Annotated in this window: 26 protein-coding genes; 15 read left to right on the plus strand and 11 right to left on the minus strand. The window is 64.1% G+C overall.

Annotated elements, in window-relative coordinates:
• From EN993_RS12945 to EN993_RS12960, 4 genes are all read left to right on the plus strand, one after another.
• A partial coding sequence (locus tag EN993_RS12945) for an FAD-binding oxidoreductase (protein ID WP_164757648.1) occupies positions 1-893 on the plus strand: 893 nt, incomplete at its 5' end.
• A 54-nt stretch (positions 894-947) separates the two neighbouring features.
• Positions 948-2,552 carry an ABC transporter substrate-binding protein gene (locus EN993_RS12950; RefSeq protein WP_127263479.1) on the plus strand — a complete coding sequence of 535 codons (1,605 nt, stop codon included), beginning with the start codon at positions 948-950 and terminating at the stop codon, positions 2,550-2,552.
• 84 nt (positions 2,553-2,636) lie between these two features.
• Positions 2,637-3,737: a serine hydrolase domain-containing protein gene (locus EN993_RS12955; protein WP_127263481.1), complete on the plus strand. Its 1,101-nt coding sequence runs from the start codon at positions 2,637-2,639 to the stop codon at positions 3,735-3,737.
• 130 nt (positions 3,738-3,867) lie between these two features.
• A complete protein-coding gene (locus tag EN993_RS12960; protein ID WP_109660831.1) occupies positions 3,868-4,551 on the plus strand; it encodes a YoaK family protein in 684 nt (227 codons plus the stop codon).
• Between the two features lie 9 nt (positions 4,552-4,560).
• Here the strand turns inward: EN993_RS12960 and EN993_RS12965 are convergent, their stop codons facing one another.
• Positions 4,561-5,013, minus strand: a complete 453-nt coding sequence (locus tag EN993_RS12965) for a MarR family transcriptional regulator (RefSeq protein ID WP_127263483.1) — start codon at positions 5,011-5,013, stop codon at positions 4,561-4,563.
• A gap of 117 nt (positions 5,014-5,130) precedes the next feature.
• Here EN993_RS12965 and EN993_RS12970 point away from each other — a divergent pair, with 117 nt between their 5' ends.
• A complete protein-coding gene (locus EN993_RS12970) occupies positions 5,131-5,946 on the plus strand; it encodes a p-hydroxycinnamoyl CoA hydratase/lyase (protein ID WP_127263485.1) in 816 nt (271 codons plus the stop codon).
• Between the two features lie 38 nt (positions 5,947-5,984).
• A complete protein-coding gene (locus EN993_RS12975) occupies positions 5,985-7,499 on the plus strand; it encodes an AMP-binding protein (RefSeq protein ID WP_127263487.1) in 1,515 nt (504 codons plus the stop codon).
• 8 nt (positions 7,500-7,507) lie between these two features.
• Here EN993_RS12975 and EN993_RS12980 read toward each other — a convergent pair whose 3' ends face one another.
• The gene (locus EN993_RS12980; protein WP_127263489.1) at positions 7,508-8,233 is read right to left on the minus strand and encodes a 3-keto-5-aminohexanoate cleavage protein; all 726 of its coding nucleotides are present in this window, start codon (positions 8,231-8,233) and stop codon (positions 7,508-7,510) included.
• Positions 8,234-8,430: 197 nt separating this feature from the next.
• Here EN993_RS12980 and EN993_RS12985 point away from each other — a divergent pair, with 197 nt between their 5' ends.
• Entirely contained in the window at positions 8,431-8,625 is a 195-nt protein-coding gene (locus EN993_RS12985; RefSeq protein ID WP_164548734.1) for a hypothetical protein, read from the plus strand.
• Positions 8,626-8,684: 59 nt separating this feature from the next.
• Here the strand turns inward: EN993_RS12985 and EN993_RS12990 are convergent, their stop codons facing one another.
• Both EN993_RS12990 and EN993_RS12995 read right to left on the minus strand, forming a co-directional pair.
• Entirely contained in the window at positions 8,685-10,781 is a 2,097-nt protein-coding gene (locus EN993_RS12990; RefSeq protein ID WP_127263491.1) for an EAL domain-containing protein, read from the minus strand.
• A gap of 107 nt (positions 10,782-10,888) precedes the next feature.
• Positions 10,889-11,233 carry a hypothetical protein gene (locus EN993_RS12995; protein WP_127263493.1) on the minus strand — a complete coding sequence of 115 codons (345 nt, stop codon included), beginning with the start codon at positions 11,231-11,233 and terminating at the stop codon, positions 10,889-10,891.
• A gap of 186 nt (positions 11,234-11,419) precedes the next feature.
• On the opposite strand from EN993_RS12995, the gene EN993_RS13000 reads away from it, so the two are divergent.
• Positions 11,420-11,869 carry an ester cyclase gene (locus tag EN993_RS13000; protein ID WP_127263495.1) on the plus strand — a complete coding sequence of 150 codons (450 nt, stop codon included), beginning with the start codon at positions 11,420-11,422 and terminating at the stop codon, positions 11,867-11,869.
• 295 nt (positions 11,870-12,164) lie between these two features.
• Entirely contained in the window at positions 12,165-13,235 is a 1,071-nt protein-coding gene (locus tag EN993_RS13005) for a phosphatase PAP2 family protein (protein ID WP_127263497.1), read from the plus strand.
• 155 nt (positions 13,236-13,390) lie between these two features.
• Here the strand turns inward: EN993_RS13005 and EN993_RS13010 are convergent, their stop codons facing one another.
• Together EN993_RS13010 and EN993_RS13015 are read right to left on the minus strand one after the other, a co-directional pair.
• Entirely contained in the window at positions 13,391-13,945 is a 555-nt protein-coding gene (locus EN993_RS13010) for a hypothetical protein (RefSeq protein ID WP_245468758.1), read from the minus strand.
• A gap of 115 nt (positions 13,946-14,060) precedes the next feature.
• Positions 14,061-14,387, minus strand: coding sequence for a DUF1330 domain-containing protein (locus EN993_RS13015; protein WP_109660810.1), 327 nt, complete (start codon positions 14,385-14,387; stop codon positions 14,061-14,063).
• 176 nt (positions 14,388-14,563) lie between these two features.
• Here EN993_RS13015 and EN993_RS13020 point away from each other — a divergent pair, with 176 nt between their 5' ends.
• Positions 14,564-15,256, plus strand: a complete 693-nt coding sequence (locus tag EN993_RS13020) for a helix-turn-helix domain-containing protein (protein ID WP_109660808.1) — start codon at positions 14,564-14,566, stop codon at positions 15,254-15,256.
• A 32-nt stretch (positions 15,257-15,288) separates the two neighbouring features.
• Here EN993_RS13020 and EN993_RS13025 read toward each other — a convergent pair whose 3' ends face one another.
• On the minus strand, positions 15,289-15,687 hold the full coding sequence (locus EN993_RS13025) for a type II toxin-antitoxin system HigA family antitoxin (RefSeq protein WP_109660806.1): 399 nt from the start codon (positions 15,685-15,687) through the stop codon (positions 15,289-15,291).
• Positions 15,687-15,983: a type II toxin-antitoxin system HigB family toxin gene (locus tag EN993_RS13030; RefSeq protein ID WP_109660804.1), complete on the minus strand. Its 297-nt coding sequence runs from the start codon at positions 15,981-15,983 to the stop codon at positions 15,687-15,689. The genes EN993_RS13025 and EN993_RS13030 overlap by 1 nt, the downstream gene beginning before the upstream one ends.
• A 130-nt stretch (positions 15,984-16,113) precedes the next feature.
• Here EN993_RS13030 and ada point away from each other — a divergent pair, with 130 nt between their 5' ends.
• The 4 genes from ada (at position 16,114) to EN993_RS13050 (ending at position 18,847) form a co-directional block, all read left to right on the plus strand.
• Positions 16,114-17,226 (plus strand): bifunctional DNA-binding transcriptional regulator/O6-methylguanine-DNA methyltransferase Ada, encoded by a 1,113-nt coding sequence (ada, locus tag EN993_RS13035; RefSeq protein ID WP_127263501.1) that lies wholly within the window; start codon positions 16,114-16,116, stop codon positions 17,224-17,226.
• A 12-nt stretch (positions 17,227-17,238) separates the two neighbouring features.
• Entirely contained in the window at positions 17,239-17,460 is a 222-nt protein-coding gene (locus EN993_RS13040) for a hypothetical protein (RefSeq protein ID WP_109660800.1), read from the plus strand.
• Between the two features lie 92 nt (positions 17,461-17,552).
• Positions 17,553-18,107: a methylated-DNA--[protein]-cysteine S-methyltransferase gene (locus EN993_RS13045; protein ID WP_109660798.1), complete on the plus strand. Its 555-nt coding sequence runs from the start codon at positions 17,553-17,555 to the stop codon at positions 18,105-18,107.
• Positions 18,104-18,847: a 2OG-Fe(II) oxygenase gene (locus EN993_RS13050; RefSeq protein ID WP_109660796.1), complete on the plus strand. Its 744-nt coding sequence runs from the start codon at positions 18,104-18,106 to the stop codon at positions 18,845-18,847. The genes EN993_RS13045 and EN993_RS13050 overlap by 4 nt, the downstream gene beginning before the upstream one ends.
• Positions 18,848-18,850: 3 nt before the next feature.
• Here the strand turns inward: EN993_RS13050 and EN993_RS13055 are convergent, their stop codons facing one another.
• From EN993_RS13055 to EN993_RS13065, 3 genes are all read right to left on the minus strand, one after another.
• Entirely contained in the window at positions 18,851-19,804 is a 954-nt protein-coding gene (locus EN993_RS13055) for a sigma-70 family RNA polymerase sigma factor (RefSeq protein WP_127263503.1), read from the minus strand.
• A gap of 88 nt (positions 19,805-19,892) precedes the next feature.
• A complete protein-coding gene (locus EN993_RS13060; RefSeq protein ID WP_127263505.1) occupies positions 19,893-20,834 on the minus strand; it encodes an alpha/beta hydrolase in 942 nt (313 codons plus the stop codon).
• Between the two features lie 105 nt (positions 20,835-20,939).
• Positions 20,940-21,527 (minus strand): dihydrofolate reductase family protein, encoded by a 588-nt coding sequence (locus tag EN993_RS13065; protein WP_127263507.1) that lies wholly within the window; start codon positions 21,525-21,527, stop codon positions 20,940-20,942.
• Between the two features lie 154 nt (positions 21,528-21,681).
• On the opposite strand from EN993_RS13065, the gene EN993_RS13070 reads away from it, so the two are divergent.
• A complete protein-coding gene (locus EN993_RS13070; protein WP_109660790.1) occupies positions 21,682-22,098 on the plus strand; it encodes a helix-turn-helix domain-containing protein in 417 nt (138 codons plus the stop codon).
• Positions 22,099-22,304 lie beyond the last annotated feature (206 nt).

Raw genomic sequence — 22,304 nt, forward strand, 5'->3', positions numbered from 1 at the left:
GGCGCGGCGCGCTGCATGTCGGCGGCGTCGAGGACAATGCTGCCGTCGACCGCATGGCGGCGGAGATGCAGGCGCTGGTGCCCAGCGTGCGGCGCCTGTCGGCTACGGAAGTCACCGCACTGGTGCCGGTCATCGCCACGGCAACCACCTGCGGCGGCGTGCATGAACCCGGCGCGCTGGATGTCGACACGGCAAAAATGCTGGCGGCTTCAGCCTCGGCAGCGAAGGCCGGCGGCGGCATCATCCGCACCGGCGAGGAAGTGCTGGAGATTTCCCGCGTCGCAAACGGCTTCTACATCACCACCAATACCGGCGCCTATCAGGCCGACATCGTCGTCAACGCCGCCGGCGCCTGGGTCGATGTCGTCGCCGGACTGGCCGGTCTCTCCGCCCTCGGCTTCCGGCCCAAGCGCCGCACCGCCTTCCTGTTCGATCCGCCCGCCGGCACGGACATCAGCGCCTGGCCGCTGGTGGTCGACCTGCACGAACAATTCTACTTCAAGCCGGATGCCGGCAGGCTGATCGGCTCGCTCGCCGACGAAACCGATTCCGAACCCTGCGACGCCTATCCGGAAGACATCGACGTCGCCATCGCAGTCGACCGCATCGAACAGGCGACATCGCTGCGCATCGACCGTCCGTCGACGCCCTGGGCGGGCCTGCGCACCTTTTCGCCCGACCGCACGCCGGTCGTCGGTTTCGACCCGCGGCTGCCCGGCTTCTTCTGGCTCGGCGGTCAGGGCGGCTACGGTTTCCAGGTGTCGCTGACGCTCGCGCGGCTGGGTTCGGCGCTGTTGCGCGGCCAGCCCCTGCCCGACGATCTCGCGGCACGCGGCGTCACTTCTGCGGCGCTAGCTCCCGATCGCTTCATCACCGCGGCGGCGACGCCATGAAATTCACCGGCCTGCCCTTCCCTCAACCATAAAGTGTCATCAGGAGCGTTTGCGATGAAATCCACCGTTCTGCGCGCAGTCCTTACCTCGTCCCTGCTGGCCTCGTCCGTCCTTCTCGGCGGACAGGCCTACGCCAAAACCCTGGTCTATTGCTCGGAAGCCAATCCCGAGACCTTCAACCCGGCGATCGGCATCGCCGATTCCACCATGGACGCCGCCGCCAAGACGATTTTCAACCGGCTGGTCGAGTTCAAGCCTGGCACGACAGAAGTCGGTCCGGCGCTGGCCGAAAGCTGGGATGTCTCAGCCGATGGCAAGACCTACACCTTCCATCTCAGGCACGGCGTGAAATTCCAGTCGAACGACCATTTCACGCCCTCGCGCGATTTCAACGCCGACGACGTGCTCTACACCTTCAACCGTCAGCGAGACGCCAACAATCCCTACCACAAGCTCGGCGGCGGCGCTTACGAGTACTTCAATGCGCTGGGCATGGGCACGCTGATCGAAAAGGTCGACAAGGTCGACGATTACACGGTGCGCTTCACCCTGACAGCGGCCAACGTCACCTTCCTGCCCGGCATTGCGCTCGACTATCTCTCCATCCTGTCGCTGGAGCAGACCGAGAAGATGGTGGCCGCCGGCACGCCGGAACTGATCGACTCTGAACCGGTCGGCACCGGCCCGTTCGTGCTGCAGGCTTATGTCCCTGACAGCCAAGTCCGCTACGCCGCCAACAAGGACTACTGGCGCGGCGCACCGAAGATCGACACGCTGGTCTTCGCCATCACGCCCGAGCCGACCACGCGCGTCGAGCGCCTCAAGGCCAATGAGTGCCAGGTCGCCGCCCCGCCGCCGCCAAGCGCCGTCGCCGATTTGCGCACCGACCCCAACATCACCGTGCTCGACCTCAAGGGCCAGAACATCGGCATTCTCGGCTTCAATGTCGAGCACCAGCCGCTTGGCGATGTCCGTGTGCGCATGGCGCTGGCCAAGGCCATCGACCGCAAGGCGATCGTCGACGCCGTCTATGCCGGCGCCGGCACGGTGGCCGGCAGCGTCGTGCCGCCGGCGCAGATCGGCGCCGTCACCGACGCCGGCATCGACTATGATCCGGACGGCGCCAAGAAACTGCTGAAGGAAGCCGGCCACGAGAGCGACCTGAAAATCAGCCTGTGGGCGATGCCGGTGTCGCGACCCTACAACCCCAACGCCAAGCGTATGGCCGAGATGATCCAGGCCGACTGGGCAAAAGTCGGCGTCAAGGCCGAGATCGTCAGCTTCGAATGGGGCGAATACCTCAAGCGCACCGCGGCGGGAGAGCAGGACGCCTACCTGCTTGGTGGTAGCAGTGACAATGGCGACCCCGACAACATGCTGAGCTATCTGCTCTCCTGCGACGGCGTGAAGGGCGGTTCCAACCGCTCGCGCTGGTGCGATCCGGCCTTCGAGAAGCTGCTGCAGGACGGCCGCGTCGCCGCCGACCCCAAGCAACGCGCCGACATCTACGCCAGGGCGCAGGCGATCCTCAAAATCGAGGTGCCGGTGGCGCCGATCGCCCATTCGGTGGTGGCGATCCCGATCCGCAAGGGCGTGCTCAACTACGTGCTCGACCCCTTCGGCCGGCAGAACTTTGCTGCGGTCGATATGGCGGAGTGAAGCTTGGCGACCCAGCCCTCGGGCTCGACCCGAGGGTGCACCAACATGTATAAAACCAGCGATTTAGAGGCGAAAGCAGAATCCATGCGTGAAGACCTGAACGCCCTCCTCAAGACCTATCTCACCGACGGCGCGGTGGGCGCCTCGCTTGCCTACGCGCTGAACGGCGCGACGCCAACCGCCGTCACCGCCGGCCTCGCCGATCGGGAACATGACGTTGCCGTCTCGCCCGACCGGCTGTTCAAGATCGGCAGTTGCACCAAGACCTTCGTTGCCGCCGCCCTGGTCAAGCTCGCCCAGGACGGCAAGCTCGATCTCGGTGCGCCGATCGCCTCCTGGTTTCCCGACCTGCCGGGCGCCGGTGCCATTTCGGTGCGCCAGCTGATCAACCACCGCAGCGGCCTGCCGGAGTTCGAATATTACATTCCGATGGACCCAAGCCGGCAATGGACGCCGCAGCAGCTGGTCGACATCGCCTTCGCCTCCGACAAGCAGAAAGCGCCAGGCGGACCCGCCGTCTACAACAACACCGGCTATGTGCTGGCCGGCATGGTGATCGAGGCCGTCTCTGGCCAGTCGCTGGGCGGCTATGTCAGAAGCGCGGTGCTGCAGCCGCTCGGCCTGGAGAATACCTGGTCGCCGGCCACCGAAGCCTTCCCGGAAAAATCGATGGTGCGCGGCTACTACCACCGGCCGCCACCGGCGGCGAACGCGCCCACCGACATCGCCTCGGGCGGCGAGATGTGGCGCATGGACGGCGTGCTGCCCTACTCCGATGCGTTGCAGGATTCTTCGGATTCCTTCCCGTTCGGCGCCGCCTATGGCTGCGGCGACATGGTGTCGACGCCGTCCGACATGGTGAGCTTCATACGCGGCCTGTTCTCCGGCAAACTGCTGTCGCCGCCATTCTTCTCCGGGATGTTCGAACACCGCGTGCCGGCAAGTTTCCCCGGCACACGCATGCGCGAAACGGGCGCCGGCATGTTCCAGAGCGCCTACGCCGACCGCGCCTTCCACGGCCACCAGGGCAGCATCCCCGGCTACGTCGCCGTCATGCTGCACGATCCGGAGTCGAGCCTGACCATCGCCATGACCAGCAATGTCGGCTCCGGCAACCGGCTGTCCTTCCAGGCGAGTGGGCTGCATCCGGTAGTCGACAAGGCGATCCAGATCATTCTGGGGTGAAGGGTGTTCTGCGCCGCGGGCCGTCGCATGATGCGCTACCCCGCGACAGACGATCAACTCGCGGCGAGATGATGGAACGGCTCGCCGAGATATGAGACGGTATCCCAGGCCCGTCACTGGAGATGCCGCCATGAAACCCACGCTGCCACTACTGCTGAGCCTCAATGGCGGCTATGTCGATACGGCGGGGTTCCTGGCGCTGCAAGGCCTGTTCACCGCGCATGTGACGGGAAATTTCGTCACGCTGGGCGCCTCGCTGGTGCTCGGCATTTCGGGTGTTCTGGCAAAGCTGCTGGCATTGCCGGTCTTCTGCGTCGTCGTCATCCTGACCCGGCTCGCCGGTGAGCGCTTGCGCAGACGGGGGCTGCCGGCGCTCGGGGTCCTGCTGGCGGCCAAACTGGCGCTGCTCGTCATTGGTGCTGCGCTGGCGATCCGCTTTGGTCCCTTCGCCAGTGGCGACGGCGCGGCCGCGATTGTCACCGGCATGGCGCTGGTCGCCGCGATGGCGATCCAGAATGCGGTGCACCGTGTCCATCTCGCGGCCGCACCGCCATCGACACTGATGACCGGCACCACCACCCAGATCATGCTCGACATTGGTGATCTCATCGGCGGCGTGGCTCCGGAGACCCGCCCTGCCCTGATCGCCCGCCTGCGGCGCATGGCACTGGCGGTCGCCGTGTTCGCGGTAGGCTGCGCCGCCGCTGCACTTGGCTTTGCGTTCGCCAATGTATGGTGCTTCGTCATTCCACCGGTGATTGCGCTCTTCGCCCTGCTGCTGCGACTTTCGGCGCCCGACGAGGAAACCAAGTAGGCCGCCCCCTCAGTCTTCGTCCGTCCAGATCAGCCGCAGCAACCGAAGCAGCGTCGCCCGCTCCTTTTTTGTCAGCCTGTGGAGGAACCGGTCCTCGTGCCGGCGAACCTGTTGCCGCCATCCCGGCATGGCCTCCCTGGCCGCCTGCGTCAGGGCGAGCACCTGCACGCGTCCGTCTTCGGCATGATCGTCGCGCTCAACCAGTCCGCGTTCTTCCAGTTCGGCGAGCAGCGGCGCCATGTTGGCGCTCCTCATGCCGAGCAGGCGGCACAGCTCCGCGGCGCGGATGCCGGGCTTCTCGTCGATCAGCGCCAGCATGGCGTAGGTGACCGGGCGCAGCGCCGCGTCAGTCATCTCGACGGCGAAATCATTCAAGGCCAAGGCTGAGGCGCGCCTCAGATTATAACCGATCTGCGCGTCGAGCGCGTCTTCGGGACTGGTGCGGAGCCGGGTCTTTTCCATGCTTCAACCGATCGCCACGAACATCCCCTCTTGTCAAGCAAAAAAGACTATGCGACATAGCAAATACGATAGCTATGCTACATAGCAATTTGTCAGACGGAACGAGAGGACCTGACCATGACCGAAGAGACCGTTGCCTTCGATGTCGAGAACGGCATTGCCTGGGTGCGCTTCAACCGGCCGGACAAGCGCAATTGCATGAACCCGGCGCTCAACCGGCGCATGATGGAGGTTCTCGACGAGCTTGAGTTCCGCGACGATGTCGGCGTGCTGGTGTTGTCCGGCGAAGGCAGCGCCTGGTCGGCGGGCATGGACCTCAAGGAGTACTTTCGCGAGACCGAGGCCAAGGGTCTCGGCGCCATCCGCAAGGCGCAGTCCGAAGCGTATGGCTGGTGGCGGCGCCTGCGCTGGTACGGCAAGCCGACCATCGCCATGGTCAATGGCTGGTGTTTCGGCGGCGGCTACGGCCCGCTCTTCGCCTGCGACCTCGCCTTCGCCGCCGACGAGGCGCAATTCGCTCTATCCGAGATCAACTGGGGCATCCTGCCCGGCGGCGGCGCCACCAAGGTGGTAGTCGACCTCCTGTCGATGCGCGATGCCATGTATCATGCGCTGACCGGCGAACTCATCGACGGCAGGAAGGCCGCCGCCTGGAAGCTGGTCAATGAAAGCCTGCCGCTGGCGGATCTGAAGGCGCGCGTCACCGAGGTCGCTGCCATCCTGCTGAAGAAGAATCCGATTGCGCTGAAGGCGACCAAGGACGCCATCCGCCGCGTCGCCGAGATGACCTACGACAATGCCGAGGATTATCTGGTGCGGGCGCAGGAGGCCGCCAATTCCTACGACAATGACGGCCGCAAGGAAGGCATCCGCCAGTTTATCGACGAGAAGAGCTACAAGCCCGGCCTTGCCGCCTACGACAAGGCAAGGTGACCGTGCAAGCATAAGGCAATCCTGGGGAGGAGCTGCAGATGCCGGCCTGGACGACATCGGATCCCGTGGCCCTGCACGCCAGGACGCAGCCGGATCGTATCGCTTGTGTCGACCTGGCAACCGGCCGCCGGTGGACCTATGCCGCGCTCGACGAGGCCATTCAGCGCGCTGTCGGCGTGCTTGAAACCGGCCATGGCATCGAGCCGGGGCAGCGCATCGCCACGCTTGCCCGCAACAGCGCAGACTTGGCTGTCCTGCAGCAGGCAGCGATGCGGCTCGGCGCCATTTTCGTGCCGCTCAACTGGCGGCTCGCCAGTGCCGAGAAGCAGGCGATCCTGGCCGATTGCGATCCGGTGCTGCTGTTGCATGACACCGCCCTTGAAATGGCGCCGCCCAAGGGCTGCATGTCAATCGAAGTCGCGGCCTTCACGGCGGCAGTCGAGGCACAGGTTCAGGCACCGCGCCGGTCCTTGCCGGCCAGCGATGCGCCTTCGATCATCCTCTACACTTCGGGCACATCAGGCCGGCCGAAAGGGGTCATCGTCACCGAACGCAATGCGTTGGCCACTGCGGTCAATTTCGGCGTACTGGGACGCGTTGGCAACGCCAGCGTCTTCCTCTGCGACGCGCCGATGTTCCATGTCATCGGCCTCATCACCAGCTTGCGTCCGCCGCTGTTGCAAGGCGGCACGGTGCTGATCTCGCCCGGCTTCGACGCCGGCGTCACCAATCGTCGTCTGGCTGATCCCGCGCTCGGGGTCACCCATTATTTCTGCGTACCGCAGATGGCCAGGATGCTGCGCGACCATCCAGATTTTGCGCCTTCGAATTGGACCGCGCTGACCGCCATCTTCACTGGCGGCGCGCCCAATCCGGCCGCAAACATCCACTGGTGGCTGGCACAGGGTGTGCGCATGGTCGACGGCTTCGGCATGACCGAAGCCGGCACCGTGCTCGGCATGCCCATCGAGGCCGACCGCATCGCCAGCAAGGCAGGCTCGGCGGGCCTTGCGGCGCCGACCATCGGGCTGCGCATCGTCGACGACGCTGGCCGCGATGTCGCTACCGGGGAACCAGGCGAGATATGGCTGTCCGGCCCCAGCATCACACCTGGCTACTGGAACCGGCCGGAAGAGACCGCGCGGGCCTTCACCGCCGATGGCTGGTTCCGCACCGGCGACATCGCCAGGCAGGATGAGGAAGGCTTCGTCACCCTTGTCGACCGCCGCAAGGACATGTTCATCTCGGGCGGCGAGAACGTCTATCCCTCAGAAATCGAGATGGCGCTGCTCGATCATCCCGACATCGCCGAAGCAGCCGTGATCGGCGTCGCCGACGCGCGCTGGGGTGAAGTCGGGCGCGCCTTTGTCGTGGTCAGAACCGGCTGTGTTGTCGATCCAGCTGATCTCGCAAGCCACTGCGGCGCCCGCATCGCCCGTTACAAGGTGCCGAAGGAATTCCTGCTCACCGATGCGCTGCCGCGCACCGCATCCGGCAAGATCCAGAAACACATCTTGCGCAGCTGGACAGCACCGGTCGGCGGGCAGGACTGAGGCGCCGTTCAGACCGCAGGCGCACCGCGAAAAATCGCCACGGCAGCAGCGACGATTTCCGCATTGTCCTTCGCCGTCGTTCCATCGGCGAGCGTCTTGCCGTCTTCCAGCCCAACCCGCGTCGACCACCGCTTTTGATGGGCAAGCGCGACGAAGGGCCAGATGGTGGCGTCGACGCCATGCAGCAGGATCGGCCGCCGTACCCCGGCGCGTTCGAGCACGGCGGCGATGCCGTGCGCCTCGTCAAGTGCTGCCGACAGGTCTGGGATGTCGATCTCGATCAGGATGCGCAGCACCCGGTCGTGGTCGGCAAGGCCGACGAAGCGTTCGGCGTCGGCGACCGTGGCAAGCCCGGCCTCGATGCCGACACCACGCTGGCGCAGCAGCACCATCACGGCGGGCGCATCCGCTTCCGACGGATTGACCGAGGCGTAGTCGGGTAGCTCCCGCCAGTCGGCGATCGCAGCGCGGGTCCGCTCGACATCGTTCTCGATCCAGGCGCCCGTCGACACGCCAACCAGCGTCCCCGGACAGGCCTGGCGTACCGCCCGCACGGTAGCACTGACGGCGGCCAGGCTTTCGCGCCCATCCGCGCCGCGCGGGTGGATGTGCAGTTCGGCGGCACCCGCGGTGACGCAGGCGGCGGCATCGCTGGCCATCGTCTCGGCGGCCAGCGGCAACTGGGGATGAAAATCGCGCGAACGTGCGCCGTTGATGCAGGCCTGGACGATCATCGGTCTCACCTCCGACAGGGAGGCACAGTCTAGCCGCGCGGCACGGCATGGCAAAGAGTTGGGCCGCGTCTCTCCTGACAGCGCATCACTGCCGTACCTTCCTTCTGTGGCATTTGAATAAAAGCCGCCTGTGGATATTTACCCGGCGTTCCCTCGCCTCCGGCAAGGTATTTTAGGGTGGGATAATGGAGAGACCATTGACCAGCGATTTTTCAGCCGCCCGCATCCACCTCGAACGCGCCTATCACTATCTGCAAGGCAATGACGAGACGAGCCGCACGGCCTGTGACGCCCTCGATCTGTTGATCGAAACAGTGGCGGAAGCGCAGCACAGGCCATCCGATTCTGGAGTGCTGGAGTTTCCGCAATCAACGGCGCGGCGAACCGGATAGAACATGTTGAGATTCAGGTCAGGCCAACCGGCCCGGCCTGAATCTCGATACATCCGGAATCACGATGCCTTACGGGCCGTCTCTGCCCCTGCCGCGCGCACGACAATTTGCTCCAGCGGCTCCGGCCGGTGCAGCAAAAACCCCTGGCCGAAGGCGACGCCCATGTCGCTCAACATCGCCAGCGTGTCCTGCCGTTCGATCTTCTCGCCGACCACGTCGCAGCCGAGGCTGCGGGCGATGCTGGTGATGGCCAGCACGATCTCGCGGTCGAAGCGGCTTTGCGTGATGTGCTCGATGAAGGAACCGTCGATCTTGATCGTGTCGACGGGAAAGCGCCTGAGATACTCGAACGAGCTCATGCCGGCGCCGAAATCGTCGAGGCTGACCCGGCAGTGCCGCTCGCGCGCCTTGCGCACGAATTGTTCGGCGGCGTCGAAATTGGTGACCGCGGCGGTTTCGGTGATCTCGAAGCCGATGCCCGAATGCGGCGCCCCGGTCTCTTCGATGACACTGTCGACGAAGTCCCACAGCTGCGGATCGCTCAGCGTCTGCGCCGACAGGTTGAAGCCGAGCGTCAATGCACCCGAGCGCAAGGCAGCACCATGCCGCGACAGCGCGGTGCGGATGATCCAGCGGTCGAGCCGCGACGCGATACCAAAGCGCTCGGCCACCGGAATGAACTCGCCAGGCGGCACCAGCCGGCCGTTGCGTGCGACGAGCCTGGCCAGCACTTCGACATGGCGGCTTTCCTGCCAGGGCCGGCCCAGCAGATGGATTTCCTGGCCGAACAGTTTCAGCCGCCCGTCTTCCATGGCATCGACGGTGTCGGCGGCGACACGCGCCGCGTTCAGCCCGCCGGAACCCGATGCCGTCTCGGTGGAGAAGACGGCAAAACGGTTGCGCCCGGCGGCCTTGGCTGCGTAGCAGGCGTCGTCGGCGCAGGCCAGCGCGTCAGCCACCGTCGTGTTGGCGTCATCAACGAAGGCGATGCCGATCGAAGCCGCCAGCTTGCGTGTCGACGCGGCCGCGCCGAGATCGGCCTCGCGCACCGCGCCAAGCACCGCAGCGGCGATCCTCTCGGCCTGTGCGGCATCGCAATGCGGCACCAGCAGCGCGAATTCGTCGCCACCCAGCCGCGCCGCGTGTGCTGCCGGCGGCAGGCAGGCGCGGATGCCGGCGGCAACGCTCTTCAGCGCCAGGTCGCCGGCAGCGTGGCCGGCAAAATCGTTGAGCGCCTTGAAGTAATCAAGATCGACATAGAACACAGCCAGCGGCGCACCCGCCGCGATATGGTCAGCGAGCAGCCGATCGAAGGCGGAGCGATTGTACAGGCCGGTCAGCGCATCGTGACGGGCGGCATAGGCTAGCTCCTGCTCACGCAGTTTTTCCTCGGTGATGTCGCGCACCGTGCCAAGAACCTGGCCAGCCGCACCGGCAATGGCGATAAAGCGCACCAGAGATTCGACATGGCGTATCTCGCCGTCGCGCTTGATGATGCGGTATTGCGAAGCGGTAACTCGGTCCGAGCCGGGTGTCGGCAAATGCGCCTGCTCGGTGACTTCCCTGTCGTCGGGGTGCAGGAAAGTATGCCATAGGTCGGCGGTTACCTCGTCGGTATCGGCGACGAGGCCGAATATGTCTCTGGTGCGGGAGTCCCAATAGCTCTTGTTGGTGGCGATGTCGTAGTGCCAGATGCCGGTGCCACTGGCGGCGAGTGCCAGCCGGAAGCGCACATTGACCTGCTCGAGCTCGGCTTCGGCGGCCTTCTGCTTGGTGATGTCGGTCTGCACGCCCATCAGCCTGAGCGGCTTTCCGGAAGCGTCACGCTCGACGATGCCGCCGCGATCGAGCACCCACACCCAGTGGCCCTGCTTGTGCTTCAGCCTGAGCTCGGTCTCGATGGCATCCGTCTGTCCGGCAATGTGGCGGTCGCCGCTGGCCAGCGCCCGTTCGCGATCATCGGGATGGGTCAGCTGCAGCCACAGGTCGCTGGCGTTGGCAAGTTCGCCTTCATCATAGCCCAGCATCCGCGCCCAGGTCGCGGAATAGAAGCAGTCGCCGGTCGCAAGATCCCAATCCCAGACGCCAAGATGGGCGCGTTCCAGGGCCTTCGCCCAGAACGTTCCATTGCGATTTTTCTTGTCCTGACGCGCCATCGTCTGTTTCGCTCATTCCCCCGCCACGCGGCAATCTGCAGCAAAACCAGAGAAGAAACAGTTACCGTTGGAAGGCCGGCCGAGAGTGGCGACCCGGCATTGCCAGATTATGGGCAGCCCGGCCTGTAGAGTTCACCATCAAGTACCATGGGCTCTCCGACAAAACCGATGCTGAATCTTTCGTCGTCGGTACTGCCGATGACGAAACGCGGCGCCTCGCCCGGACGCGCGCTCTCGTAGCGAAGCCGTTGGTTGAAGCCATCGCTTCGCGACCAGCTCATTTCATGCGGCAAGCCCGGCCCGTCATCGACTATGACCTTCCAGCCCGGATGATTTTCACTCATGTAGCACTGCCCGGCAACGGCCGGGGCAGGTAAAAGCAACAGGAGGGCGAGCGCCGTTTTCATCGACAGCTTTCTGGAGGCAAAGTGTTGCAAAATGCTGAGCGGCACTTGAACCGCTGCTTGGTCACGGTGTTCACCGCTCGCTTCCGGCGCGAGTCGGATAGCCTAGGTCCTGTCGCCTTTCGATTGGCCGGCAAGAACCGGAGTTTTGCACCCGCCTGATCGTCCTACTGCTTGCTCCAGGTCACCGGCCAATCCGGTGATCTCTCCGTGCAAACACAAGAGGACCTCCCAATGACCAAGCAAGAAGACAACAAGGCCGTCGTCGTTAGATGGTTCACCGACTTCTGGGGTGAAACCTGCGATCTGTCCGTCGTCGACGACATCGCAGCACCCGACATGCTGCTGAAATACTCGCTGCACGAGCCGCGCCGCGGCCGCGACGACATCAAGGCCTTCATGACCGACTTCCGCAACGCCTTCCCGGACCTCAACTTCTGGGCCACGGCCGACCTGATTGCCGAGGGCGACTATGTCGTCGGCCAGTGGGAGGGCGGCGGCACGCATACCGGCCCCGCCTTCGGCGATTTCCTCGCCGGCTCGCTGCCGGCTGCCACCGGCCGCACCATGCGCTTTACCGGCACCACTGTGCTGAAGGTGGTCAACGGCAGGATCGTCGAGGAGATCGGGCTCGATGACGGCGTCGCCGCCCTCACCCAGCTCGGCCTGATCAAAGCCGCCTGATCGAGCCGCATGATGGAAAGGGGCCATCGCCACCAGGCGATGGCCCTCCCTCTCTCAATCGTAGCCGAAACCCGACGACAGGCAGCCTGTAACCGTTGAAAGCCTCGAAAGGCGACGAATGATGCCTGCGCGTAACCGCGTAGCATTTTCGTAAACAGATCATTGCCAACAAATAATGAATTATACCTATCTAATATTTAATACTCTACTTTGGAACAGGTGTAACTGAATGGTAATACATCATCTGCGAAATACCCCATAACAATCTTCTGGGCAGCTGGCGGGATGTCCTTCCATGAGTGAGCACACCGGTCAGCGCGGCGACAATCGCCGCCCAGCTGCAATCCTTGACCTGGACATCGCGACAACCAGGAGCGGCTGGTTGCTGGTTGCCTTGTGTCTGACCTATGCCTTGACCGCTCTTTGCCTGCAGCCGGATCGCTACCTGCATCTGGCGCAATCCTATGCCGAGCCGTTCGCCTTCTTCCTGCCCACGCTTCTGGCGGCTGGCCTTGGTGTGGCGGGGCTGGCATTTGCCCGACATACCCCGACGAGGTTCATCCTCGACATACTCGGGCAGCGTTGGCTGACAGCCGCGCCCGTTATCCTTCTGTTCTTTCTCGGCGTCACCGCCTTCACCACCTTGAAGGTCGCCATCCCGGACACGGTGCCGTTCTACGCCGACCGTGCCCTGGCGGAGCTTGATCTTCGGCTGCATGGCGTCGATCCCTGGACATGGACGCACAGCGTGGTTCCCGGACCGGTCTCGGCCGTCATTTTCGCCGGCTATGGATATGGCTGGCTCGTGCAATGGTTCGGCACGGTGCTCTTCGTCGCCTTCTGGAACAATCCGGTCAGCCGCTTGCGCTATCTGTGGGCGTTCGCGCTGACCACGATCCTGTGCGGCACCGTACTTGCGACCCTGCTGTCGTCCACCGGCCCGATATTCCACGACCAGTTCTACGGCGGTGACCGGTTTGCCGCGCTGCGAACCGCCCTGGCGCAGAATAGCTACGCCGCGTCGGTCCATGTCTATGCCGACTATCTGCTTGCAGCCTACCAGAGTGGCCGCCCGGAACTGGGCGGCGGCATCTCCGCCATGCCAAGCATGCATGTCGCCATCGCCACGCTCAACGCACTCTTCCTGGCCGGATTCGGCCGCCGGTGGGCAATCGCCGGCTGGTCCTTCGCAACCTTCATCCTGTTCAGCTCGGTTTACACCGGCTGGCACTATGCCGTGGATGGCTATCTCTCGATCCTTGTCGTGTCCCTGCTCTGGTATGTGACGGGACGCTTCGTCTTGCCGCAAGCGAGCCGGGATACCATCAGCGAGGTGGGATTGGCGATTCCAGATCAAGCGGCATGATGACCGTATCCTTCTGACGCCGCGAGGAGCGGCAGCGGCACACACACCGGCCTGGCCTTCAACGATTGTCTCGCCCAAAGCGGGGCGCTAGGCGGGAGCGTTCCGACTGACTCGGGAGAATGCCAGGCGGCATTGGCGCCGCCTGGCTTCATTGCTTACTGGCTCGGCGCCATCGCGTGCTCACATGACACTTTCGGGTTCATGTCGGCGAAAGTGCCGGTCGGGTTGCCCTTCCAGGCCCAGACATGCAGTTCGTAAAACTCACCCAGGCCGTAGCGGTTGGGCGCGCTGTTGAAATTGAACAGCTGTCCGTCCAGCGACGCCGGCCCCTTCGAGGTAATGTATTCGACCGCCACCAGTTGCAGCGTGCCGTCAGCCATCGGCTCGTACATCACCGCTTCAGGCCGGGCGATATCGATCTTGTCGTCCTTCAGATACTGGCCGTTGACATAGTGGATGCCCATGGCGCCGCCGGTGATGCCGCTGGCGCACGGAATCGGCGCATAGCCCTCTGATATAGCGGCCTTGACGTTGAGAAACCGGCTGTTGGCGGCCCGCACCTTGTCGGCCAGCGGATTGGGGCCGGACGCCGGCGCGGCCGCTTCCTGATGCGCCTGTGCGAAGGTGGTGCAGACAGCCAGCATGGCCCCGGCCATGACAAACCTGTAGTGAAAATTTGGCCGGTTGTGAAAGTTCGATAGCATCTTCATTCCATTCTTCTTGAAAAAGCCCAGCTGGCCGGCCGCCGAAAATACGGAGGCCCGGCAGGCAAGCGCTGTGGCTGTTGTTGCTTGGAGATCCCGAAAACGATGCCAGGGATGCCGGTCATCCCTTCGGCAGATACGGGATCGTTCCGGCCAGATCGGTGTTGTCGATCATCTGGAAACGGCTGTCGCTGCCGCCCTGACGGGCCGAAACGAAGGGCGCATAGGCCGGATCGCTGGTGAAGGCGCGGGCCGCCGCTTCTGACGGGAACGCCATCAGGGCGATCAGCGTGGTGTCGAGCGGCTTGCCTTCGAGCGTCTTCACATTGCCGCTGCGCGACAGATACCTGCCGCCATGCTTGTGGACGAGGTCGTGCACCGAGGCGGCATAGGCCGGCACCCACTGCGGGTCGTTTATCTTGATGTCTGCGATAACGTAAGCGGTCATGATAGTCTCCTGGTTGCGGTGCACAAGGTATCCCGTGCAACCGGCCAAAGGGCTCGCATGGCAGGGCCCTAGCCAACCAGTCCGCGATCTGTACTGGGGCAGTACAGTTTCCGTACTGGCCGCTTCATTCATGAAGGCCTAATGTTCGGCCCAGTTTCGAGGGAGGGACACAGATCATGACCCAGCACGGATACAAACAGTTCTGCCCGCTATCGATGGCCGCCGAGGTGCTGTGCACCCGCTGGACGATGGTGCTGATGCGTGAATTGGTGGCGGGTTCGACCCGCTTCAACGACCTGCGCCGCGGCGTCCCCAAAATGTCGCCGACCCTTCTGTCGCAACGGCTGAAGGAACTTGAACTGGCCGGCATCGTCGAGCGCAAGGAAGTGCCGGGCGAAAAAGGGATATTCGAATATCGGCTGACGGAAGCCGGCCGGGATTTGCGCCCGGTCGTCGAGGCAATGGGCTTCTGGGGGCAGAAATGGGTCGAGTCCCGACTGTCGCTGAAGAACCTCGATCCGTCGCTGCTGATGTGGGACATGCGGCGCAACTTAAACCCCTCGCCGCTGCCCGAGGGGCGCACGGTGATACAATTCCTGTATCAGGAGCTACCGGCGTCCAAACGGTCGTGGTGGCTCATCGTCGAGAAGCACGGCGAGGTCGATCTGTGCTGGTACGATCCGGGCTTCGATGTCGACCTTTACGTCTCGACCGACCTGCACACGATGACGGCGATCTGGATGGGATTGCTGACCGTCGAGAAGGCCGGCGCGAAGGTTGCCCTGACCGGCGACCAGGCCATCGGCAGGAAGATGCAGACATGGCTCGGGCTCAGCCCGTTCGCGGTGGAACCCAAGCGCGCGGCTTAGGAACGAGGGTATCAGGCACCACGGGCGACGGCTTAGGCGCGCTTGCGGCCCCTGTCATTTGCAAGGTGATAGGGTTGCACGAGGACTTCGGCAGGAATGTTCCATTCCTTGTTCAGTTTGAAGACCATATCCAGGGTAAGCGCCCGCTTTCTGTTCAGCACCTCGGTCGCCCGGGGCGATGATCCGATCACCTCGGCCAGCGCCTTTCGCGACAGGTTGAACAGTTCCATGTGCGAATGAATGGCTTCAACGGGATCCGGTGCTTCGATCGGATAGTGCTTGTCCTCATAAGCCTCGATCAGAGTTGCGAGAACGTCGAAACGGTCACCTTCGAGAGAGCCGACCTCCGGCTCATTCTCGAAATATTTAGTGATTTCGGCGATCGCCCAATCGTAATCGGCTTCGGTCTTAATGGGTCGAATGTTCTCCATCACACCTTCTCCGGATCAATCTTGTCATACTCTTTGTGCGTCCCGACGAATTTGATCAGAACACGGTGAAACTTGTAGGCGACGTGGACAATCAGGCGGTACTTGTTGCCGCCGATGTCGAAAATGATGCGATTGTCGCCGACGAAATCAACGGTCGCTCCAAACGCATCTTTAACGTCAGCCGGGGTCTTCCAATCAGCATTGCCTACAGCCACATACCAAGCCGTCAAAGGAGCTTCGGCCTGATTGTGTTTGGCCCAAAAGTCCTTCAGCGCCTTCTTGGCAATTATCTGCATGACCTGATATAGCAAATTCCCAAATCGGGAACAAGAGTGTTTTCCCAAATTGGGAAAGGCAGATTTGCACTTTCCTGACGCTTGTCAGGAAACGGGTGGCGAGGCCGGCTTTTGGCGGCTTCAATGCGGCATGTTCATCACTCTGGCCAAGGATCTTCACCCCGCGCCGCTGCAAGTCGCCGACGATCCGCGCTGGGCGCGCATCGTTGCGCGCGACAAATCGGCCGACGGCGAATTCTGGTATTCGGTGGCAACGACCGGCGTCTATTGCCGGCCTTCCTGCCCGTCGCGGCGCGCCAACCCCAGGAATGTGCAGCTGCACGGCACGCTCGATCAGGCCAGGGCAACCGGCTTTCGCCCGTGCCGGCGCTGCAACCCGGATGGCCCATCGCTCGACGCCGGCAACGCCGCAATGGTCGCCGCGGCATGCCGCAGGATCGAGCAGAGCGAGGAAGAACCGTCGCTGGCTGAACTGGCTGATGACGCCGGCCGCAGCGCCGGTTATTTCCACCGAATCTTCAAGGCCGTCACCGGGCTGACGCCGAAGGACTATGCCGCCGCCCACCGCGCCGCCAGGGTCCGCCGGGGCCTGGAAGACGGCGCCAGCGTCACGACGGCGATCTACGATGCCGGCTTCAATTCGAGCGGGCGTTTTTACGAGAAATCCACCTTCATGCTCGGCATGACGCCGACGCGCTATCGCGCCGGTGGCGCCCATGAGGAGATCCGCTTCGCCGTCGGCGAATCCTCGCTCGGCGCCATCCTGGTCGCGTCCAGCCAAAAAGGCGTCGCCTCGATCCTGCTCGGCGACGATCCCGACGCGCTGGTGCGCGACCTGCAGGACCGTTTCCCCAAGGCACGGCTGATCGGCTGCGACCGCGACTATGAGGCGCTGGTCGCCCGCGTCGTCGGTTTCGTGGAAGCGCCGGCGCTCGGTCTCGACCTGCCGCTCGACGTCCGCGGCACCGCCTTCCAGCAGCGCGTCTGGCAGGCATTGCGCGACATCCCCGTCGGCCACACGGTTTCCTATGCCGAGATCGCGCAGCGCATCGGCGCGCCGAAGGCGACCCGCGCCATCGCCGCCGCCTGCGCCGCCAACAGCCTTGCCGTCGCCATTCCCTGCCATCGCGTGATCCGCAAAGACGGCGCCCTGTCCGGCTACACCTGGGGCGCGGAGCGCAAACGCGCGCTGCTCGACCGCGAGGCGGCGTCCGGCCATGCCAACCGGTCAATGCGGGCCTGACGAGGACCGGCAATGCGCGCGATGGCAAGGTCTCCCGATGCGACCACCCAGACCCAAGCTGCCGGCCGCCGGCGCGCCCCTGACGCGAAATCACGGGTGATGACCGCCATCGGCCGGATGGTCGATGACGGCAAAGCCGAGTGGAGCTTGATCACGAGCGGCGACATCGAGTTGCGCCTGTCGACTGGCGAGGTGTTCCTGCTTGGAGAGTTCGATGTCACCCGCGTGGCATGAGCACCTACCTTTTCGAATTTGAAAGCAAGCATCGGAGTGAGCGCGATAAGCCGTCTCTGTAGGGTTCAGGCACAGACAAAGGAGTGAAGGCAATGAACCTCATGCGAACTCAAATGACCGCAGCGGCGACCGTCCACAATGCCCTGGACACCATCGCCTACGCCATCGGCGAATCCCCGATTGGCAACATCCTGGCGGCGCGCAGCGATATCGGCGTCTGCGCCATCCTGATCGGCTCGGACGCCGAGGCGCTGGAGCAGGACCTTGGCGACCGCTTCCCCGGCAAGGCGCTGGTCGAGGACAAAACAACGCTGCGCAACGATCTCGCGGCAATCGCGCGCTTCATCGAGACGCCCAGCGTCGGCCTCGACCTGCCGCTCGACATGCGCCACGGCACGCCGTTCCAGCAACAGGTTTGGGCCGCGCTGCGCACCATCCCGTGCGGCGCCACCATCACCTACACCGCTCTGGCCCGGCGTCTCGGCCAACCGAACGGCACCCGTGCCGTGGCGACCGCCTGTGCGGCCAACGCGATTGCGCTCGGCATTCCCTGCCACCGCGTTGTCCGCGCCGACGGCACGCTGTCGGGCTATCGCTGGGGCGTCGAGCGCAAGCGCGCTCTGCTTAACAAGGAGGCTGCGATATGAACGCCCATACCAAGGTTGCCGCATCGGTGGTCGAAGCTGCCGAGACACGCATTGCCGGTTACGACTGGCCGGCCCTTGCCACCGAACTCGACGGCTTCGGATGCGCGGTAATTGAAAAGCTGCTGTCGCCCGAAGAGTGCCGGCAGATCGCCGGCCTCTACCCTCAGGAGCAGCATTTCCGCAGTCACATCCACATGGCCAGGCACGGCTTCGGCAAGGGCGAATATCGCTATTTCCGCTATCCCTTGCCTGACCTCATCGGCGGGTTGCGCAGCGCGCTTTATCCCAGGCTGGCCGCGGTCGCCAACCGGTGGAACGAGCGTATGGCGATCGCCATGCGCTATCCCGCCACGCATGCGGCGTTTCTTGACCAGTGCCATAGCGCCGGCCAGACGCGGCCGACACCGCTTCTGCTGCAATATGTGCCTGGCGACTTCAACTGCCTGCACCAGGACCTCTATGGCGACCTCGCCTTCCCGCTGCAGGTGGCGATCCTGCTCTCCGAGCCGGGCCAGGATTTCACCGGCGGCGAGTTCGCGCTGACCGAGCAGCGCCCGCGCATGCAGAGCCGCGTCGAAGTGGTGCCATTGCGCCAGGGCGACGCCGTGGCCTTCGCCGTCCACAACCGGCCGGTGCAGGGAACCAGAGGCAACTACCGCGTCAACCTGCGCCACGGCGTCAGCCGCTTGCGCTCAGGCATGCGCCACACCGTCGGTATCATTTTTCATGATGCGAAGTGAGGGTTACGGAGGAGAGGCACTTCGTCCTACGTCGGCAAAGACCATCTCCAGGATCCACGGACACGCATAATAGTCGGCGATGCGGTCGATGACGCCGCCATCGGCATGGATCCGCACCAGATACGCAGGCAGCCATTCCTCGCTATGCCGCCTGTCGAGGACCAGCACGATCTCCCCTTCGATCACGCCTGGCCGCATGCGCCAAGGCAGCTCGCTGCGCTCATATTCGATGAAGTAGGGCGAGCCTGACAGCAGGCCGTTGTAGCAATCCGAGACCCGCAGCCGCGCATCGGCACTGGTCAGCGCCCGCACCCCGTCCCAGTCTCGCTTGTTGAACAATTCGACATAGCGGCCGAGCAGCCGCGCCAGTTCGGGGTCGTGTGCGGGTGCCGCGCCCGGTTGCGCCGGCAAGGCGGCGAGCTTGGCACGCCCACGATTGAGCGCCGACTTGACGCCACCTGATGTCGAGCCGACCAGCTCGGCGATCTCCTCAAGCGAATGGTCGAAGACATCCTTGAGCAGCACGCAGGCGCGCTCCTTCGGCGGCAGGTGCACGACCAGCCGCTCGATGGCGCGGCCGGCGCCGGGACCGGCGGGCTCGACAGGCAGCACGATGTCGTCGCTGGCAAAGCCGGCCTCGGCCCGCTGTCGCGCCTGGCGGTTGCGGATAAAGTCGATGCAGCGGTTGTGGGCGATGCGGAACAGCCAGGGCCGCAGCGCCTGCGCATCGTCGAGCCGTTCGATCTTGCGATAGGCCTCGAACAGCGCCTCCTGCATGATGTCCTCGCCATCGAGGGCCGAACCGATCATGCGCGCGCAGTAACGGTGCAGCTTGATACGCAGATGCGAAACCGTCCCCAGGAACGCGGCATAGCGCCGGTCGAACAGGCCCTCGGGGTCGAGGCGCGGCTGCATGCCTTGCCTCGTTTCACGGGATTTGCGGATCTGCTGGTTCATCGCGGCACGTCGGTCAGCGTCGCCGCAGCATCGCGCAGGCGCGGCACATCCACAAGCACGAATCGCGATACGACCAGCCGGCGCATACTCACGCCGCTTTGTCGCCGGCGGCCTTGTCACGGGTGGCCGGCAAGCCCAGTTTCGGCCGCACCCAGGTGGCGAAGCGGCCGATCGCGTCGTCGGCTTCCGGCGCCCGGCCGGCCATCATCTGGAAGGAATGCAGCATGCCCTCGAAGACGTCGAGCCGTGTCTCGACCCCGGCCTGCCTGGCGCGCTCGGCGAACATGCGGCTTTCGTCGACCAGCGTCTCGTCGGCGCCGGCTTGCAGGAACACGGGCGGAAAGCCGGTAAGGTCGGCATAAAGCGCGCTGACCTCCGGATCGAGCCGGTCGCCGTCACCGATGAAGTTGGTCACCAGCCAGTCGACGGCGGCCTTGGCGAAGGCCGGGTCCTTTTCGCGGTTGGTCTCGTAGCTGGCGGCGGTCAGCGCCATGTCGAACCAGCCGGAGATGATCAGCGTGGCGACGGGTAGCGGCCGCCCTTGCGCACGCAGCCGCTGCAGGACGCCATAGGTCAGCACCGCACCGCAGGAATCGCCGGCAAGCGCGATGTCGCCGGCGTCGAAGCCCCGATCGGCGAGCCAGTTCCAGACCGTCATCGCCACGTCGAGCTGGGCCGGATACTTGGCCCGGTGCGCCAGCGGATAGTCGTAGAGCAGCGCCCGGCAGCCGACGGCCTTGGCCAGATGCCCGACCAGCTTGCGGTGCGTGTAGATCGAGCCGCCGATGAAGCCGCCGCCATGCGCATAGAGCAGCACACGCCCCTCGTCGGCGCCCTTCGGCACCGTCCACATCGCCGGCACGCCGCCGGCATCGACCTCGATATAGTCGACGCCGCCGGGTTCGCCGGTCAGTGCCGTCCAATGGGTGTCGTTGTGGTCGATGATCGCTTGCGGGCTGGTCAGCCTGCCGGCATTGGCGGCGATCGCCGCGTAGTGGTTCCTGTTTGCCTCGCTCTGCGTGCTCGCCATGATGATCTCCCTGGTTACGGATCGCGGGCTGCGCGACCTTCCAAAGCCAAGGACGAACGGGCGGACAAGAAAGATACGTCGGAGCCCTGATTTTCTGTCTCTGCCTCACCCCACCGGCGCATAGCTGTTGACCACCATGCCGCAGGCATAGGCCTTCGAGCCGAGCAGCGCCAAGTTTTGGAAACCGCCCTGGTCGAAGATGCGGCGTCCGGCACCCAGCACCGCCGGATTGATGAACAGCTGGAACTCGTCGACCAACCCGGCCGCGATCAGCGCCGAGGCGAACCCGGCGCCGCCGAACACCGCCATGTCGCCACCCTCGCCCGCCTTCAGCGCATTGACCTCGCGCGGCAGGTCGCCGCTGGCGACCCTTGTGCGCTCCCATACCGAGTGCTTGAGCTTGTCGCTCAGCGCCACCTTCTGGGCGTCGACGACGCGCTGCGCAAAGGCATAGAACGGGTCGCGCGGAAATTTCTTCGCCGCATTGCCCCAATGGGTAAGATACCCCTCCTGCACCATCTTGCGGCTGAGCAAAATGGTGTCGATGCCGGCGAAGACGGCGTTGAAGTCCTGCTTCAGCTCGTCGTCCCAGCCGCTCTCGTCACCCCATTCCCAAAGCTGCCAGGGATGGTCCTCATTGGCGCCGACAAAGCCGTCGACCGACATCTGCATCTGAAGGATCAGCTTTTTCATCATCGTTCTCCTCGGTTTGTCCCGGCTCAAAGCGTGCAGGCGAAATTGCGGGGCAGCGAGCGGCATGGTCAGCGTTAAATGGTTTACATTCGGAACTATTGACGCAAGACTAAAATGATGTCAATAGTAAAGTGATTTAAAAATGGAACCATAGATGTCGACGCGCGAAAAATCCGGCTGCCCGATCAACCTGTCGCTCGAACTCGTCGGCGACCGCTGGACGCTGCTCATCATCCGCGACCTGGTTTTCGCCGGGAAAAGGCACTTTCGCGAATTCCTGCAATCCGACGAAGGCATCTCGTCACGCACGCTGGCCGAGCGGCTGCAGACGCTGCAGGACGAAGGCATCCTCATTCGCAGCGACGACCCGACGCATGGGCTGAAGACGGTCTACCGGTTGACCGAGGCCGGCATCGACCTGTTGCCGGTGCTGGTGACGCTCGGCGCCTGGGGCAGCAAGCACCGCAAGGCCGACGATCATCTGGCGCGGATCGCCGACGAGCTGGCGGCCGGTGGCGAGGCGGCGCTGGAACAGATGAAAGCAGCGCTGCGGGCGGATCATATCGTCTAGGTGGCGGGGCTCAAGCCGAGCCGGCACTGCTCTTTGCTGCACAAATCGCTCGCAGCTTGACAATGATCCGCCTTTGTTCTCTATTTGTTCCGGTCTATCAGCAACTGCGGATGTGCGGTCGGGATGGAAACGACAGCCACCATCCTGCATGCCGATCTCGACGCCTTCTACGCCTCGGTCGAGCAGTTGCTCGACCGAGGCGTAGA

This window comes from Mesorhizobium sp. M7D.F.Ca.US.004.01.2.1 (genome assembly GCF_003997785.1).
Taxonomy (GTDB): Bacteria; Pseudomonadota; Alphaproteobacteria; order Rhizobiales; family Rhizobiaceae; genus Mesorhizobium; species Mesorhizobium loti.

Bases quoted from the DNA above. Each gene is read 5' to 3' on its own strand.
- EN993_RS12980 (WP_127263489.1), bottom strand. From the start codon at position 8,233: ATGATCGTCCAGGCCTGCATCAACGGCGCACGTTCGCGCGATTTTCAT.
- EN993_RS12960 (WP_109660831.1), top strand. From the start codon at position 3,868: ATGAAACCCACGCTGCCACTACTGCTGAGCCTCAATGGCGGCTATGTC.
- EN993_RS12965 (WP_127263483.1), bottom strand. From the start codon at position 5,013: ATGGAAAAGACCCGGCTCCGCACCAGTCCCGAAGACGCGCTCGACGCG.
- ada (WP_127263501.1), top strand. From the start codon at position 16,114: ATGTTCATCACTCTGGCCAAGGATCTTCACCCCGCGCCGCTGCAAGTC.
- EN993_RS13020 (WP_109660808.1), top strand. From the start codon at position 14,564: ATGACCCAGCACGGATACAAACAGTTCTGCCCGCTATCGATGGCCGCC.
- EN993_RS13005 (WP_127263497.1), top strand. From the start codon at position 12,165: ATGAGTGAGCACACCGGTCAGCGCGGCGACAATCGCCGCCCAGCTGCA.
- EN993_RS13040 (WP_109660800.1), top strand. From the start codon at position 17,239: ATGCGCGCGATGGCAAGGTCTCCCGATGCGACCACCCAGACCCAAGCT.
- EN993_RS13015 (WP_109660810.1), bottom strand. From the start codon at position 14,387: ATGACCGCTTACGTTATCGCAGACATCAAGATAAACGACCCGCAGTGG.
- EN993_RS13000 (WP_127263495.1), top strand. From the start codon at position 11,420: ATGACCAAGCAAGAAGACAACAAGGCCGTCGTCGTTAGATGGTTCACC.
- EN993_RS13045 (WP_109660798.1), top strand. From the start codon at position 17,553: ATGAACCTCATGCGAACTCAAATGACCGCAGCGGCGACCGTCCACAAT.
- EN993_RS13055 (WP_127263503.1), bottom strand. From the start codon at position 19,804: ATGAACCAGCAGATCCGCAAATCCCGTGAAACGAGGCAAGGCATGCAG.
- EN993_RS12970 (WP_127263485.1), top strand. From the start codon at position 5,131: ATGACCGAAGAGACCGTTGCCTTCGATGTCGAGAACGGCATTGCCTGG.
- EN993_RS13070 (WP_109660790.1), top strand. From the start codon at position 21,682: ATGTCGACGCGCGAAAAATCCGGCTGCCCGATCAACCTGTCGCTCGAA.
- EN993_RS12955 (WP_127263481.1), top strand. From the start codon at position 2,637: ATGCGTGAAGACCTGAACGCCCTCCTCAAGACCTATCTCACCGACGGC.
- EN993_RS13010 (WP_245468758.1), bottom strand. From the start codon at position 13,945: ATGAAGATGCTATCGAACTTTCACAACCGGCCAAATTTTCACTACAGG.
- EN993_RS13025 (WP_109660806.1), bottom strand. From the start codon at position 15,687: ATGGAGAACATTCGACCCATTAAGACCGAAGCCGATTACGATTGGGCG.
- EN993_RS13060 (WP_127263505.1), bottom strand. From the start codon at position 20,834: ATGGCGAGCACGCAGAGCGAGGCAAACAGGAACCACTACGCGGCGATC.
- EN993_RS13030 (WP_109660804.1), bottom strand. From the start codon at position 15,983: ATGCAGATAATTGCCAAGAAGGCGCTGAAGGACTTTTGGGCCAAACAC.
- EN993_RS12975 (WP_127263487.1), top strand. From the start codon at position 5,985: ATGCCGGCCTGGACGACATCGGATCCCGTGGCCCTGCACGCCAGGACG.
- EN993_RS13050 (WP_109660796.1), top strand. From the start codon at position 18,104: ATGAACGCCCATACCAAGGTTGCCGCATCGGTGGTCGAAGCTGCCGAG.
- EN993_RS13065 (WP_127263507.1), bottom strand. From the start codon at position 21,527: ATGAAAAAGCTGATCCTTCAGATGCAGATGTCGGTCGACGGCTTTGTC.
- EN993_RS12950 (WP_127263479.1), top strand. From the start codon at position 948: ATGAAATCCACCGTTCTGCGCGCAGTCCTTACCTCGTCCCTGCTGGCC.
- EN993_RS12990 (WP_127263491.1), bottom strand. From the start codon at position 10,781: ATGGCGCGTCAGGACAAGAAAAATCGCAATGGAACGTTCTGGGCGAAG.